Origin of the sequence: Streptomyces sp. UW30 (assembly GCF_008042075.1) — a bacterium.
Taxonomy (GTDB): domain Bacteria; phylum Actinomycetota; class Actinomycetes; order Streptomycetales; family Streptomycetaceae; genus Streptomyces.
On the sequence record NZ_RDBN01000005.1, the window covers coordinates 1,173,673 to 1,189,227 of the forward strand.

Here is a 15,555-nt window from a genome sequence, read left to right on the forward strand (position 1 = left end):
CCCTACGTGTGCTGCGGCCCGCGTCACGCGGAGGGCGCCGCCGACGTCGACGTGGTGCCCGCCCGCTCGGCGAGACCAGGGAAGGCTACGCTCTCGCCCCGCCAGCGCACCGCCCGCACCGCGGCTTCCCGCAGCGCCTCGGCGGCCGTGCCCCGCAGCTCACCCTCGGCTGCCCGCACCAGGTCGGAGTACACCCCGGCCACCCGGTCCTCCAACTCGGCGGCGAGCCGGACGGCCGACGCCGAGTCCGGCACCGGGAACGGCAGCGCGTACGCGGCGCTCGCGGAGACCGGTTCGGCGCCCCGGTCGCGCACCTCGCGCGCCAGCGTGTCCCGCCGGGCCCGGTGCGCCGCGTACGCCGCGCGTGCTTCCGTGCGTCGCTCCTCGCCGATCCGGCCGCCGACGACGCCGTATCCGTACACGGCCGCGTGCTCGGCGGCGAGCGCCGCCTGGAGGGCCGTGACCGTTGCCTTCTTCGCCTCGCTCACTTGGCCGCCTCCGTCAGCAGATAGGCGTGCGCCGCGCCGGCCGCCGCCACTGAGGCCAGCAGCCGCGCCAGTTCACCGGGCAGGTCGAGGAGCGCCTTGGCCCGCCGGTCCGCGAGCGCTCGTTCGGCGGCGGCGAGCTCGGCCAGGGCGTCCCGCTCGTGCGCGGGAACGGGCGCGGTCACCGAAGGGGAGGCCGACGGCGACGCCTTCCCGGCCTTCGGCGCCCCGGACGCCGTGGGCGATCCGGTGGCCGGTCCGGTGGACGGTCCGGAGGAACCCCCGCCGAACGCCCCCGCATGCCGCAGGGCCTGCGCCCGCAACGGCCCCAGCAGCTCGGTCAGCACCGGATGGACGGCGAGCACGGCGTCGTAGTGGCCGACCAGACCCTCGCTGTCGCGGGCCGCACGCGCGCGTGCCCGCTCGGCGAGCGACGGGCTGCCGCTCGTGCCGCCGTCCGAATCGTCGGACCGGGAGGTGCAGCCCACGAGTAGGGCGGCCCCGGCGGCCGAGGCCAGCAGGGTTCTTCTGCGCGGCCCCGAGGGGGAGCGCGGTGGCGAGGGGAACGGCACGGCAGACGTCCTCGGGGAGCTCGTACGAAAGCAGTTGCGAAGGCGGCTGCGGAATCGGCGGACCGCAGGCCCGTGATCACCGTACCCGCGCATGCGCCCCGCACCACTCACCGGCACCGCTCGCCCGCAGGTGGACGGCAACACTCCTCGCGACCCGATACCCTTTGACCAGACACGCGACCCATCCCACAACAGCACACGCGGCCGAGGAGTCACCCGGATGAGCACGACCCAGAGCGAGAGGCTGCGAGAACTTCTGGAACCGCTCGTCAACTCTCAGGGCCTCGATCTCGAAGAGATCGCAGTGGACTCCGTCGGACGCAAGCGCGTGCTGCGCGTCGTCGTCGACTCCGACACCGGGGCGGACCTGGACACGATCGCCGATGTGAGCCGCGAGCTCTCGGCGAAGCTCGACGAGACGGACGCGATGGGCGCGGGCGAGTACACCCTCGAAGTCGGCACCCCGGGCGCGGAACGCGCCCTCACCGAGCACCGCCACTACGTGCGTGCCGTCGACCGGCTGGTGAAGTTCCAGCTGGCCGAGGGCGGCGAGCTGGTGGCCCGCATCCTGAAGGCCGACGACGAAGGCCTCGACCTCGAAGTGCCCGGAGTGAAGGGCCGCAAGGCCACCAGCCGCAGACTCGGCTTCCCGGACATCGACAAGGCGCGCGTGCAGGTCGAGTTCAACCGCAAGGACAGCAAGAACGAGAAGGAAGAGGAGGCGTAGCCGTGGACATCGACATGAGTGCCCTGCGGGGCTTGGTACGGGAGAAGGAGATCTCCTTCCCCCTGCTGGTCGAGGCGATCGAGTCGGCCCTCCTCATCGCCTACCACCGCACCGAGGGAAGCCGCCGCCACGCGCGCGTGGAGCTGAACCGGGAGACCGGCCATGTGACCGTGTGGGCGAAGGAGGACCCCGAGGACCTGGAGGAGGGCCAGGAGGCCCGCGAGTTCGACGACACCCCGTCCGGCTTCGGCCGTATCGCCGCCACCACCGCCAAGCAGGTCATCCTGCAGCGGCTGCGCGACGCCGAGGACGACGCGACGCTCGGCGAGTACGCCGGCCGCGAGGGCGACATCGTCACCGGCGTGGTCCAGCAGGGCCGCGACCCGAAGAACGTGCTCGTGGACATCGGCAAGCTCGAGGCCATCCTGCCGGTGCAGGAGCAGGTCCCGGGCGAGGCGTATCAGCACGGGATGCGGCTCCGGTCGTACGTCGTACGAGTGGCGAAGGGCGTCCGCGGCCCGTCCGTCACCCTCTCGCGCACGCATCCCAACCTGGTGAAGAAGCTCTTCGCCCTGGAGGTGCCGGAGATCGCCGACGGTTCGGTGGAGATCGCCGCCATCGCCCGCGAGGCCGGCCACCGCACCAAGATCGCCGTCCGGTCCACCCGCAGCGGTCTGAACGCCAAGGGAGCCTGCATCGGCCCCATGGGCGGCCGGGTGCGCAATGTCATGGGCGAGCTGAACGGCGAGAAGATCGACATCGTCGACTGGTCGGACGACCCGGCCGAGATGGTGGCGAACGCGCTGTCCCCGGCCCGGGTCTCCAAGGTGGAGGTCGTGGACATGGCCGCTCGCTCCGCGCGCGTGACCGTGCCCGACTACCAGCTGTCCCTGGCGATCGGCAAGGAAGGGCAGAACGCCCGGCTCGCGGCCCGGCTCACCGGCTGGCGGATCGACATCCGCCCGGACACCGAGCAGGCCGGGGAATAGATCAAGCCGCAGGACGCTTGGATCACGTCGGGTTACCGAGCGGCAACTGTTCGAATCCTGCCCCAAAGGGGTGAGGTCGCTACGGGGAGGTAGACTTAAAGGTGTCTGGCCGGACACGCACCCGCGCCTGCCCTGAACGTACCTGTGTGGGGTGCCGGGAGCGAGCGGCCAAGGCTGATCTGCTGCGGATCGTGGCGATCAAGGACGAGTGCGTCCCTGATCCTCGCGGTACGCTGCCCGGCCGGGGTGCGTATGTACACCCCGCACTGGTCTGTCTCGACCAGGCGGTACGCCGCCGGGCGTTCACGCGGGCGTTGCGCGCCCCGGGAGCGCTCGACACAAAGGCGTTGCGCCAGTACGTCGAGCAGAGAACAGTTGCTGACCAGGCAACACCGTAAGAAGCGTCGTGCGGAACCCCCGCGCGGCCCAGGTACCCCGCGAGTTGGAAGTAGGTCGAGATTGCGATGAGCACTCGATGAGCACGCGATGAGTACGCCCATGAAGTAGCGACGGTCCGGACGCAACCCGGACCTAAAAGGAGCGAAGTGGCTAAGGTCCGGGTATACGAACTCGCCAAGGAGTTCGGGGTTGAGAGCAAGGTCGTCATGGCCAAGCTCCAAGAACTCGGTGAATTCGTCCGTTCGGCGTCTTCGACCATCGAAGCGCCCGTCGTCCGTAAGCTGACGGACGCCCTCCAGCAGGGCAACGGAGGCGGCAAGCCCGCCTCCGCTCGCAAGGCTGCCCCGGCGAAGCCGGCAGCCCCCTCTCCGGCGCAGGCAGCCCGTCCGGCTCCGCCGCGCCCGCCGGCCCCCAAGCCGGCAGCCGAGAAGCCCGCGGCCCCGGCCGCGCCGGCTGCTCCCGGCGGCACCCGTCCCACTCCGGGCCCGAAGCCCGCGCCGCGGCCCGCCCCGGCGTCCCCGGCTCCGACCGCGCCCGAGTTCACGGCACCCCCGGCACCCCCGGCGGCTCCCGCAGCTCCGGCTCAGGGCTCCGGCCCGCGTCCGGGTGCTCCGCGTCCGGCCGGCCAGGCTCCGCGTCCCGGCGCCCCCCGTCCGGGTGGTCCCGGTCAGGGCGGCCAGGGCCGTGGTGACCGCGGTGACCGCGGTGACCGTCCCGGCGCCGGTCGTCCGGGTGGCGGCGCTCAGCGTCCCGGTGCCCGTCCGGCCGGTCCCCGTCCGGGTAACAACCCGTTCACCTCTGGTGGCTCCACCGGCATGGCGCGCCCGCAGGCGCCCCGTCCGGGCGGCGCCCCGCGTCCGGGCGGCCCCGGTGGCCCCGGCGCTCCCGGCGGCGCTCCGCGTCCGCAGGGCCAGGGCGGTCCCCGTCCCCAGGGCGCGGCGGGCGGTCCTCGTCCGCAGGCTCCGGGCGGCTCGCGTCCCAGCCCGGGCGGCATGCCGCGTCCGCAGGGCGGCGGCCCGCGTCCCGGCGGTGGCCCCGGCGGTCCCCGTCCCAACCCCGGCATGATGCCGCAGCGTCCTGCTGCCGGCCCGCGTCCCGGTGGTGGCCCCGGCGGTGGCCGTGGTCCCGGTGGCGGCGGTCGTCCCGGTGGCGGTGGCGGCGGTCGTCCGGGTGGCGGTGGCGGTTTCGCCGGTCGTCCCGGTGGCGGCGGCGGTGGCGGCGGCTTCGCCGGTCGTCCCGGTGGTCCCGGTGGCGGTGGCGGCGGTTTCGCCGGTCGTCCGGGTGGTCCCGGTGGCGGTGGCGGCGGTGGCCGTCCCGGCTTCGGTGGTCGTCCCGGCGGTCCCGGTGGCCGTGGTGGCACGCAGGGTGCCTTCGGTCGTCCCGGCGGTCCCGCGCGTCGTGGCCGCAAGTCGAAGCGGCAGAGGCGCCAGGAGTACGAGGCCATGCAGGCCCCGTCGGTCGGCGGCGTGATGCTGCCTCGCGGCAACGGCGAAGCCATTCGCCTGTCGCGCGGTGCCTCCCTCACCGACTTCGCGGAGAAGATCAACGCCAACCCGGCGTCGCTCGTCGCGGTCATGATGAACCTCGGCGAGATGGTCACGGCCACGCAGTCCGTCTCCGACGAGACGCTCGAGCTCCTCGCCGGCGAGATGAACTACACGGTTCAGATCGTCAGCCCCGAGGAGGAGGACCGCGAGCTGCTCGAGTCCTTCGACATCGAGTTCGGCGAGGACGAGGGCGGCGAGGAAGACCTCGTGGTCCGTCCTCCGGTCGTCACCGTCATGGGTCACGTCGACCACGGTAAGACCCGACTCCTCGACGCCATCCGCAAGACGAACGTCATCGCGGGCGAGGCCGGCGGCATCACCCAGCACATCGGTGCCTACCAGGTCTCGACGCAGGTCAACGACGAGGACCGCGCGATCACCTTCATCGACACCCCGGGTCACGAGGCGTTCACCGCCATGCGTGCCCGTGGTGCCCGGTCGACGGACATCGCGATCCTGGTCGTCGCGGCCAACGACGGCGTCATGCCGCAGACGGTCGAGGCGCTCAACCACGCCAAGGCGGCCGACGTCCCGATCGTCGTCGCGGTCAACAAGATCGACGTCGAGGGCGCCGACCCGACCAAGGTGCGCGGTCAGCTCACCGAGTACGGGCTGGTGGCCGAGGAGTACGGCGGCGACACGATGTTCGTCGACATCTCCGCCAAGCAGGGTCTGCACATCGACTCGCTGCTGGAGGCCGTGGTCCTCACGGCCGACGCCTCGCTCGACCTGCGGGCCAACCCGCACCAGGACGCGCAGGGCATCTCGATCGAGTCCCGTCTCGACCGCGGCCGCGGTGCCGTGGCGACGGTCCTCGTCCAGCGAGGCACGCTGCGGGTCGGCGACACGATGGTCGTGGGCGACGCCTACGGCCGAGTGCGCGCCATGCTCGACGACAACGGCAACAACGTCGCCGAGGCCGGCCCGTCGACGCCGGTGCAGGTCCTGGGCCTCACCAACGTCCCCGGTGCGGGCGACAACTTCCTCGTGGTCGACGAGGACCGTACGGCCCGCCAGATCGCGGAGAAGCGTGCCGCTCGCGAGCGCAACGCGGCCTTCGCGAAGCGCACGCGCCGCGTGTCGCTCGAGGACCTGGACAAGGTGCTCAAGGCCGGCGAGGTCCAGCAGCTGAACCTGATCATCAAGGGTGACGCTTCTGGTTCCGTCGAGGCGCTCGAGTCCTCGCTGCTCCAGCTGGACGTCGGCGAAGAGGTCGACATCCGCGTCCTGCACCGCGGTGTCGGTGCGGTCACGGAGTCCGACATCGACCTGGCCATGGGCTCCGACGCCATCGTGATCGGCTTCAACGTGCGCGCCGCCGGGCGTGCGCAGCAGATGGCCGAGCGCGAGGGTGTGGACGTCCGGTACTACTCGGTCATCTACCAGGCGATCGAGGAGATCGAGGCGGCCCTCAAGGGCATGCTCAAGCCGGAGTTCGAGGAGGTCGAGCTCGGTACGGCGGAGATCCGCGAGGTCTTCAAGTCGTCCAAGCTGGGCAACATCGCCGGTGTCCTCATCCGCTCGGGCGAGGTCAAGCGCAACACCAAGGCGCGCCTCATCCGCGACGGCAAGGTGGTCGCGGAGAGCCTCAACATCGAGGGTCTGCGTCGCTTCAAGGACGACGTCACCGAGATCCGCGAAGGGTTCGAGGGCGGTATCAACCTCGGCAACTTCAACGACATCAAGGTCGACGACGTCATCGCGACGTACGAGATGCGGGAGAAGCCGCGGGCGTAACAGCCAACGGTTCGTGCTGGCCGGCGGGACTTCGGTCCCGTCGGCCAGCACGGCGTTTGCCGCCCGGCACCGAAGACGGGCGGCGACGGTCTACGGAGCGTAATATCCGTCGATCGTCCCGGTCCCTTCGTTGTACGGTTTGTGATGTCCCTGCCCCACGGAGGGCAGGACCATCGATCCCGTACCGGCGGGTGAACCGGTTACACACATGTTCGTGGGGACGCTGTCCTTCGACCTCCTCCTCGGCGACGTACGGTCGCTGAAGGAGAAGCGCTCCGTCGTCCGCCCGATCGTCGCCGAGCTTCAGCGCAAGTACGCGGTGAGCGCGGCCGAGGTGGACCACATGGACCTCCACCGGCGGGCCGGAATCGGCATCGCCATGGTGTCCGGCGACGCCGGACACCTGACCGACGTACTGGACCGGTGCGAACGGCTGGTCGCCGGCCGTCCGGAGGTGGAACTGCTGTCGGTACGACGGCGTTTCCACGGTGACCACGACGACTGACGACCACAAGCCAAGAACGTAGAAGAAGAAAGAACGGGAGACGGACCAGTGGCCGACAACGCGCGGGCGAAAAGGCTGGCGGACCTCATCCGAGAGGTGGTGGCCCAGAAGCTGCAGCGCGGGATCAAGGACCCGCGGCTCGGCTCGCACGTCACCATCACGGACACCCGCGTCACGGGTGACCTGCGGGAGGCGACCGTCTTCTACACGGTGTACGGGGACGACGAGGAGCGGACGGCCGCGGCCGCCGGACTGGAGAGCGCCAAGGGCGTCCTCCGCTCGGCCGTCGGGGCGGCCGCGGGCGTGAAGTTCACGCCGACCCTCACCTTCGTCGCCGACGCCCTCCCGGACACCGCCCGGACCATCGAGGACCTCCTCGACAAGGCGCGGCAGTCCGACGAGAAGGTGCGCGAGGTGTCCGCGGGCGCGAAGTACGCCGGCGAGGCGGACCCGTACCGCAAGCCGGGCGACGAGGACGAGACGGACGGCGACACCGCGGAATGACGCAGAAGCACACCACGCCCGACGGCCTTGTCATCGTCGACAAGCCGTCGGGCTTCACTTCGCACGACGTGGTCGCCAAGATGCGCGGCATCGCGCGCACCCGCCGCGTCGGGCACGCCGGCACCCTCGACCCCATGGCCACGGGCGTCCTCGTCCTGGGCGTCGAGAAGGCGACGAAGCTCCTCGGTCACCTGGCCCTGACCGAGAAGGAGTACCTGGGCACCATCCGCCTGGGCCAGAACACGCTCACCGATGACGCCGAGGGCGACATCACGGCGTCCGCCGACGCCTCCAAGGTCACCCGCGAGGCCGTCGACGCCGGGATCGCCAAGCTGACCGGCGACATCATGCAGGTGCCGTCCAAGGTCAGCGCCATCAAGATCGACGGTGTGCGCTCCTACAAGCGGGCACGGGAGGGCGAGGAGTTCGAGATCCCGGCGCGGCCGGTCACCGTCTCGTCCTTCTCGGTGTACGACGTCCGGGACGCCGTCGCCGACGACGGCACCGCCGTCCTCGACCTGGTCGTGTCGGTGACCTGCTCCTCCGGCACCTACATCCGGGCCCTGGCTCGTGACCTCGGTGCCGACCTGGGCGTCGGCGGCCACCTCACCGCGCTGCGCCGCACCCGCGTCGGGCCGTACAAGCTGGACTCCGCGAAGACGCTGGACCAGCTTCAGCAGGAGCTGACGGTGATGCCGATCGCCGAGGCCGCCGCCGCAGCCTTCCCGCGCTGGGACGTCGACGCCAGGCGCGCACGGCTCCTCACCAACGGTGTCCGCCTCGACATGCCCGACGAGTACGAGGGCTCTGGCTCCGTCGCCGTCTTCGACCCCGAGGGACGCTTGCTGGCCCTCGTGGAGCCGCAGAAGGGCAAGGCGAAGAGCCTGGCCGTGTTCGGCTGAGGCCGCCTGCCCGAGGAGCTTGTCGGGGTGCCTGCCCGTGGAGCGGCGGTCACGGGGTTGTCCTCTGCCCGCCGCTCCACGGTCCCCCCTCGGTTCCCCCACCTCTAGGGTGTATCCAACGACCCCCGCCTGTTCACCCGTCCGGGCAGGCGCTCGGAGTGAACCGAGGGAGCGGAAGGGGGCGCGTTCGCCACGTGATCTGTCCCGCTGATCACAACCCGCCTACCGTCGGAAAAAAGCGGCACGGACGAATGGGCGAACGGGCGCGGTGCGGGGAGGTTCGACGATGGCGGGACGGGGCCCGCGGGCGGGCGGTGCCCGCCGGACGCCGGAAGGCACGCGACAGCAGGACTGCGGGGACGAGAAGGACGCCGGTACGCAGGACGCGCGCCGCTGCGACCACCGCGACGACGCCCTGGTCCGCATCCACGACCTGGCCGGCCGGCCCCGGGGCCTCGGCTTCGTGGCCGACCACCACGGCACCGTCGTCACCAGCCACGAGGTCGTCGACGGCCTGCCCCGGCTGGTCCTGCTCGCCGCCGGCGGCGACCGCAGCTGTGTGGTGCCGGCGACCGCGGTGACCTCGCTGCCCGGACTGGATCTCGCCCTTGTGCGCACCGAGGGGCTGGGCGTGGACCCCTTGCCGGTGACCGTGCGGGAGCGGATCGGGACCGGCTCCTATGTGCGGATCGCGGCCGGTGGCTGGCGCGAGGCCAGGGTGCTGGGTGCGACGTCCGTGACGTACACGGCGACGGAACGGGTCCATCTCCTCGACGACGCCCTGGAGCTCGCGATCGGCACGGCCGGCCGGGACGCGCTGCGGCTCGGCGGAGGCGCGGCCGGAGGGCCGGTGCTCGACGCCGCGACCGGCGCGGTCGTGGGCGTCCTCGGTACGGCCCTGCAAGCCGGTCCGCGCGACGCCGGATTCGCCGTACCGCTGTGCCCGCCACCGGACGGGCCGCTGGCCGACCTGATCGCGGAGAACGCGGCGACCGTGCCCGCGTACGGCACCGACCTGAACCTCGCGGGCGTCCTGGAACTGACGGCCACCTCGGTCGGGCAGGACGGTCCGCCGGGAACGCTGGCGGGCTACGTGGGCCGGGCGGACGGTGGGGGAGCGCAGGCCCTGAACCCGGTCGAACGGGCCTCCACGGCAAGGGAGTTCGACGCCTTCGCCGAGAGCCGGGCCTCGGTGCTCGCCCTGGTCGGGCCGCCGGGCAGCGGCCGTACGACGGAGCTCGCGGCCCTCGCCGCCCGCCGGGGCCGTGGCCCGCAGTCGGCTCCCACGCTGTGGCTGCGCGGCGCCGACCTGAAGGACGAGGACGCCTCGGTGGCCGACGCCGCGCGCCGGGCGCTGGCGCGGGCTGCCCGCATCGTCGCCGCCCCGTCCGACCGCGCCGCCCTCGGCGACACGACCCCGGAGCGCCTGGCCCACCTCGCCCTCGGCGCCGGCCGCCCGCTCCTGCTCCTCCTGGACGGCCCGGAGGAGATGCCGCCTGTGCTGGCGCACCGCCTCACGGACTGGACGGACGGCACGGCGCAGTGGCTGCGGGAGACGGGGGCGCGGCTGGTGGTGGCGTGCCGGGCGGAGTACTGGGAGGGGGCGGGGGCCGAGTTTCCGGAGGAGATGCTGTACGAGGGGAGCGGGGCTGTCGCACCGGCCGGTGCTCCGGGGGTGCCCGCGCCGGGGGAGTTCGAGGGCGGGGGCGTTCAGGCCGATGGGGGCGGGACAACGCGGCGGTTCCCCCCGTGCGTACCGCTCGACGACCTCACCCCGGACGAGGCCCGCCTGGCCCGCGTCCGTTACGGCATCCCGGAAGGCGTCCTCGCCGGCCCCGACGCCGGTCACCCGCTCACCCTGCGTCTGCTCTCCGAGGTGCGCGCCGCCCTCCCCGACACGCCCACCCCGCACGGGGTCGACCGGCACGACGTCCTCTCCGCCCACCTCGACCTCATGTGCCTGCGCATCGCGGTCCGCCTCGCCGCCGAGAACGGCCTGCGCGGCACCGCCGTACGCCGGCTCGCCGCGAAGGTCTCCGGGCAGGTCCACGAGGCCGCCCGCCGCAGCCTCGGACCGGGCCAGGGGGAGCTGGACCGCGCGTCCTTCGAGGCCGTGTTCCCCTGGGGGCCGGCTCCCGCGGCGCTCGGCGGCGGCACCGGCTGGGCGTCCGCCGTCCTCACCGAGGGGCTCCTCGTCCCGGCCGGCAACGGCTACCGCTTCGCCCACGAGGAGCTCGCCGACTGGATCCAGGGCATGCACCTCGACCTCGACGAGGCCCTGCACGCCCTCGTCCACCGCCGCCGCACCCACCCCGACGCCGCGCACCCCCTCCCCGTGCCCCATCATCGCGTCGGCCCCGTCGTCCAGGCCCTCCTGTTGCTGCCACGGCACCACGGGCCCCGTCAACTCGCCATCCAACTGGAGGAGTTGACGCACGCCCTGGACGCCGACCGGCACTCCTGGTGGGCCGCCCGGCTGCTCACCGAGACCCTGCTGCGCGTCCCCGACGCGACGCCGTACTTGGACGTGCTGCATCTGCTCACCGACCGGATCGTGGCCTGGCGCCGGCACCGGCGCTCCATCTCCCGCGAGTTCGGCCCGCACTTCTGGACCGCGCTGCCGCTCCCGGACAGCGAGCGCTTCGATCTGCTCCGCCGCCTCGTCCTCGCCGACGGCCCGCCGACCGATACCGACGACGCCGACGACTCGGGGCACCCCCGGTATCTGGACGCCGTCGCCCGGCTGCTCGCCGCCGAACCCACCGTCGTACAACGCCATCTCACCCGCTGGTTCGACGACGACCGGCCGCTGCCCGCGACCCCCCACGCGACCGTCGCCCGAGCCGCCCAGGCCCTGCTGCACACGCACCGCCACCGCGCCCTGGACGCGCTCACCGAGACGCTCGTCGACAGCGCGCACCGCAAGGCCGACGAACTCCTCGCGGTCCTGTCCGACGAGGAGACGTCCGCCGTCTGCCGGGCCGTCGACCGGTGGGCCCACGACGAACGGCCCGGGCGGCGCGTCGCCGCGGCGGCGTACGGACTGCGCGCCGCGCCCCACGTCCGTACCGAGGCCGACCGCGAACTCCTGCGCTACGCCGCCCTCGCCCTGCTCGCCCGCCCCTCCGACTGCACCCTGCACGGCGCCGCGCTCGCCCTCCTCGTCCGCGATCCCCGCACCCGTGACCGTCATCTCCCGCAGGCGCTGGCGCACTTCACGGCCGCCGACCCGCAGTTCCCGGCCAGATCCCTGGTCGCCGCCCTGGTCACGCATACCGAGCCGGTCCTCGAAGCCTTCCGGGTCCGGCTGCACCGGCCGGGCGCCAAGGACGCGCTGCGCACCCTCGCCGACGTCACCATGCCCGCCCTCGCCCGCCGGGTCGCCGCCCTCGTCCAGGAGGTGGTGGAGCTGCGGCCGGAGACGGCGGCCGACATGGCGGTGTACGTCGACCGGCGCCTGGACCAGGGCCCGAGCGCCCGAGCCGTGCTCCTCCCGCTGGTCACCGGCCTGCTGGACGGCGGCCCGGAACAGGTGCGGGCCGCCCTCGCCGCCGTACTCGCCACTCCCGGCACTCCCGGATCCCGCCCGCTGCGCCGCGAACTGCGCGAGTTCCTCCTCGCCCACGAACGCGCCCCCGGCGTGCTGGACGCCTTCCTGCACGCCACCGTCCAGGAGGGCGGCGACCGGGCCGACGACGACCTGCGCGGCCTGGTCCACCACACCGGCCTGCTGCTGGTGCGCACCCCGGACGGCGCGGCCCGGTTCGACCGCGGCCTGGTCGACCTGGGCCGTCACGTGCCCGGCTTCGCCGTGCGGGTCGCCGGCTGGCTGACCGACACCCCGCAGGACTGGTCGGCCGTGGTGGGCCCGAGCACCCGGCGGATGATCGAGAACCTGGCCGGTGTGCGGGTCCCCGCCTGACGACCGCGTCGTCGCGTGCACCCGGTCACAGCGCCCATGCCGATGAGGGCGGGAAGCGCCCGGCATGGCACCCTTAGACCTGCGTAAGACCGTATGAGCAAAGACGGACACGGGTTCGACGAGTTTGCGACAAGGAGCAGGCACAGTGCAGCGCTGGCGTGGCTTGGAGGACATCCCCCAGGACTGGGGGCGCAGCGTCGTCACCATCGGCTCCTACGACGGAGTCCACCGCGGGCACCAGCTGATCCTCCGGCATGCCGTGGACCGGGCCCGTGAGCTGGGCGTCCCCGCCGTCGCCGTCACCTTCGACCCGCACCCCAGCGAGGTCGTCCGGCCCGGCAGCCACCCGCCCCTGCTCGCCCCGCACCACCGCCGCGCCGACCTCATGGCCGAGCTCGGCGTGGACGCGGTGCTGATCCTGCCCTTCACGACCGAGTTCTCGAAGCTGTCGCCGGCCGACTTCGTCGTCAAGGTCCTCGTCGACAAGCTGCACGCCAGGGCGGTCGTCGAGGGCCCGAACTTCCGCTTCGGGCACAAGGCCGCGGGGAATGTGGAATTCCTCGCCGAGCAGGGCAAGACATACGACTTCGAGGTCGAGGTCGTCGATCTGTACGTCACCGGCGAGGCGGGCGGCGGGGAGCCGTTCTCCTCCACGCTGACCAGGCGCCTGGTCGCCGAGGGCGACGTCGAGGGCGCCGCCGAGATCCTGGGCCGCCCGCACCGCGTGGAGGGCGTCGTCGTACGCGGGGCGCAGCGGGGCCGCGAGCTCGGCTTCCCGACCGCCAACGTCGAGACGCTGCCGCACACCGCCATCCCCGCCGACGGCGTCTACGCCGGCTGGCTGCACGCCCAGGGCGAGGTGATGCCGGCCGCGATCTCGGTCGGCACGAACCCGCAGTTCGACGGCACGGAGCGCACGGTCGAGGCGTACGCCATCGACCGGGTCGGGCTCGATCTGTACGGGCTGCATGTGGCGGTGGACTTCCTCGCCTATGTGCGCGGGCAGGAGAAGTTCGAGTCGCTGGACGCACTGCTGAAGGCGATGGCGCAGGACGTGCAGCGGTGCCGGGAACTGATCGAGGCCGCCGAGGCACCCGGGGTCGAGGGCGGCGGGATCGCCTAGCGCCTGAACCGGGCGACGCTTTCGTACACAGGCGAGAGGGCCGGCACCTTCCTGGTGCCGGCCCTCTCGCCTTGTCGTGCTACTGCTGAGTCCAGCCGGGCGGTACGGAGCCCTGCTGCTGGCCCTGCTGCGGATCCTGCGCGGGGGCCTGCGGCGGCTGTTGCTGCTGCCAGCCCTGGCCCGGTGCGGGCTGCTGCGGCGCCTGACCCCAGCCCTGACCCGGCTGCGGGGCGCCGCCGGGCTGGGCGTAGGGCTGCTGGGGCTGCTGCTGCGGAGCGGCGTACCCCTGCTGCTGCGGCTGTTGTTGCTGCTGGTACTGCATGTTCGGGTTGCCGAAGCCCTGTTGCGTACGGGCGATGTCCTCGGCGATGAGGGCCGCGAGGTCGAAGTAGGCCTCGCGGGTCTTGGGACGCATCATGTCGAGGTCCACCTCGGCGCCCGCCGAGAGGTGCTCGTCGAAGGGGATCACGACGACACCGCGGCAACGGGTCTCGAAGTGCGCGACGATGTCCTCGACCTTGATCATCTTGCCCGTCTCGCGGACACCGGAGATCACGGTGACCGACCGCTGGACGAGATCGGCGAAGCCGTTCGCCGACAGCCAGTCGAGCGTCGTCGAGGCGCTGCTCGCACCGTCCACCGACGGGGTGGAGATGATGATGAGCTGGTCGGCGAGGTCCAGCACGCCGCGCATCGCGCTGTAGAGCAGACCGGTACCGGAGTCCGTGAGGATGATCGGGTACTGGCGGCCCAGCACGTCGAGCGCGCTGCGGTAGTCCTGGTCGTTGAACGTGGTGGAGACCGCAGGGTCCACGTCGTTGGCGATGATCTCGAGACCCGAGGGCGCCTGCGAGGTGAAGCGGCGGATGTCCATGTAGCTGTTGAGCTGCGGGATCGCCTGCACCAGGTCACGGATCGTCGCGCCCGTCTCACGCCGCACCCGTCGGCCGAGCGTGCCGGCGTCCGGGTTGGCGTCGATCGCCAGGATCTTGTCCTGCCGCTCGGTGGCGAGCGTGGCGCCCAGCGACATGGTCGTCGTGGTCTTGCCGACGCCGCCCTTGAGGCTGATCACCGCGATCCGGTAGCAGGACATCACCGGCGTACGGATCAGACCGAGCTTCCGCTCCCGCTCAGCCTGCTCCTTCTTGGCGCCGAGCTTGAAGCGCGACGGGCCCTGGTTGTTCTTGCGGGCCTTGGGCTGGTTGCGCAGCAGCCGGTCGGAGGACAGCTCCACGGCGGCGTTGTAGCCGAGCGGGGTACCGGGCGCCGCTTGCTGCTGCTGCGGAGCGCCGGGACCGGCCTGGGGGCCGGGCGGGGCGGTCCAGCCCTGGTTGCCGTAGGCGGCGGGGTTCTGCTGGGCGGGGGGCTGCTGCGGGGCCTGCTGCTGCGGCTGAGGCTGCGGCGGCTGCTGGGCCGGGGGCTGTTGCTGCGGTACCGGTTGCTGCTGCTGGTCGGGCTGGGGGTAGCCGTAGCCGCCCTGCTGGGGCGGGTAGCCGTAGCCGGGCTGGGGTTGGGGCTGTGCCTGCGGCTGAGGCTGGGGTTGTGCCTGCGGCTGCGGCTGCGGCTGCTGTTGCGGGTAGCCGTAGCCGTCGGGCTGGGGCTGACCGGGCTGCTGCGCCTGCTGGGGGTAGCCGTATCCGGCGGCCTGCGGGTGCGGGGGCTGCGGCTGGCCGGGGTGCGGCTGGCCGGGCTGCTGTGCCGCCTGACGCGGGTCGACCGGCGCGGGCTGTCCGGCCTGGGCGGGGTATCCGGGCTGCGCGGGATAGCCGGGCTGAGGCTGGGCCGGGCCGAACCCGCCCTGGGCCGGGGCTTGGTGAGCGGGCTGACCGGTCTGGTCGGGGTGCGGCTGGGCCGGGGGTTGAGCCTGGGCGTGGGGCTGGGGCTGCGGCTGACCGGGCTGCTGCGCCTGCTGGGGGTAGCCGTAACCGGGGGCCTGACCGGCGGCAGCGGCAGCGGCGGCGGCCTGCGGGTCCGGGTGCCCTGCCTGTTGCGGTGCCGCATGAGGCGGCTGCGCGGGAACGAAGCCCTGGGGCAGTGGCGGGAGTCCCTGGTTGCCCTGCTGCGGCGGGGGGACCTGGCCGGTGGGCTGCGCCTGCGGTTGCGGCTGCGCCTGCGGCTGCGGCTGCGGCTCCTGGGCCTGTGC

12 protein-coding genes are annotated in these 15,555 nt (G+C 72.8%); 9 read left to right on the plus strand and 3 right to left on the minus strand.

What is annotated here, in order from left to right:
- Positions 1-23 precede the first annotated feature (23 nt).
- Positions 24-488, minus strand: a complete 465-nt coding sequence (locus EAO75_RS07065) for a ferritin-like domain-containing protein (RefSeq protein ID WP_147994087.1) — start codon at positions 486-488, stop codon at positions 24-26.
- The gene (locus EAO75_RS07070; protein WP_147994088.1) at positions 485-1,057 is read right to left on the minus strand and encodes a hypothetical protein; all 573 of its coding nucleotides are present in this window, start codon (positions 1,055-1,057) and stop codon (positions 485-487) included. Before EAO75_RS07070 ends, EAO75_RS07065 begins: the two co-directional genes overlap by 4 nt.
- A gap of 220 nt (positions 1,058-1,277) precedes the next feature.
- Between EAO75_RS07070 and rimP the strand changes: the two genes are divergently transcribed.
- The 9 genes from rimP to EAO75_RS07115 all read left to right on the plus strand — a co-directional run bounded on the left by rimP (position 1,278) and on the right by EAO75_RS07115 (position 13,412).
- Entirely contained in the window at positions 1,278-1,784 is a 507-nt protein-coding gene (gene rimP, locus EAO75_RS07075; protein WP_147994089.1) for a ribosome maturation factor RimP, read from the plus strand.
- 2 nt (positions 1,785-1,786) lie between these two features.
- Complete coding sequence (gene nusA / locus EAO75_RS07080; RefSeq protein WP_147994090.1) at positions 1,787-2,773, plus strand: transcription termination factor NusA; 987 nt, start codon at positions 1,787-1,789, stop codon at positions 2,771-2,773.
- Between the two features lie 101 nt (positions 2,774-2,874).
- Positions 2,875-3,171 carry a YlxR family protein gene (locus tag EAO75_RS07085; RefSeq protein ID WP_147994091.1) on the plus strand — a complete coding sequence of 99 codons (297 nt, stop codon included), beginning with the start codon at positions 2,875-2,877 and terminating at the stop codon, positions 3,169-3,171.
- Positions 3,172-3,318: 147 nt separating this feature from the next.
- A complete protein-coding gene (infB, locus tag EAO75_RS07090; RefSeq protein ID WP_147994092.1) occupies positions 3,319-6,456 on the plus strand; it encodes a translation initiation factor IF-2 in 3,138 nt (1,045 codons plus the stop codon).
- Between the two features lie 208 nt (positions 6,457-6,664).
- Positions 6,665-6,961 (plus strand): DUF503 domain-containing protein, encoded by a 297-nt coding sequence (locus tag EAO75_RS07095; RefSeq protein ID WP_147994093.1) that lies wholly within the window; start codon positions 6,665-6,667, stop codon positions 6,959-6,961.
- Positions 6,962-7,009: 48 nt separating this feature from the next.
- A complete protein-coding gene (rbfA, locus tag EAO75_RS07100; protein WP_147994094.1) occupies positions 7,010-7,465 on the plus strand; it encodes a 30S ribosome-binding factor RbfA in 456 nt (151 codons plus the stop codon).
- Positions 7,462-8,367 carry a tRNA pseudouridine(55) synthase TruB gene (truB, locus tag EAO75_RS07105; protein WP_147994095.1) on the plus strand — a complete coding sequence of 302 codons (906 nt, stop codon included), beginning with the start codon at positions 7,462-7,464 and terminating at the stop codon, positions 8,365-8,367. Before rbfA ends, truB begins: the two co-directional genes overlap by 4 nt.
- A gap of 286 nt (positions 8,368-8,653) precedes the next feature.
- Positions 8,654-12,289, plus strand: coding sequence for a trypsin-like peptidase domain-containing protein (locus tag EAO75_RS07110; protein WP_261989166.1), 3,636 nt, complete (start codon positions 8,654-8,656; stop codon positions 12,287-12,289).
- 145 nt (positions 12,290-12,434) lie between these two features.
- Positions 12,435-13,412 (plus strand): bifunctional riboflavin kinase/FAD synthetase, encoded by a 978-nt coding sequence (locus EAO75_RS07115; protein WP_147994096.1) that lies wholly within the window; start codon positions 12,435-12,437, stop codon positions 13,410-13,412.
- Between the two features lie 79 nt (positions 13,413-13,491).
- Here the strand turns inward: EAO75_RS07115 and EAO75_RS07120 are convergent.
- The coding region (locus tag EAO75_RS07120) for a MinD/ParA family protein (RefSeq protein ID WP_147994329.1) at positions 13,492-15,555 on the minus strand (2,064 nt) is incomplete at its 5' end.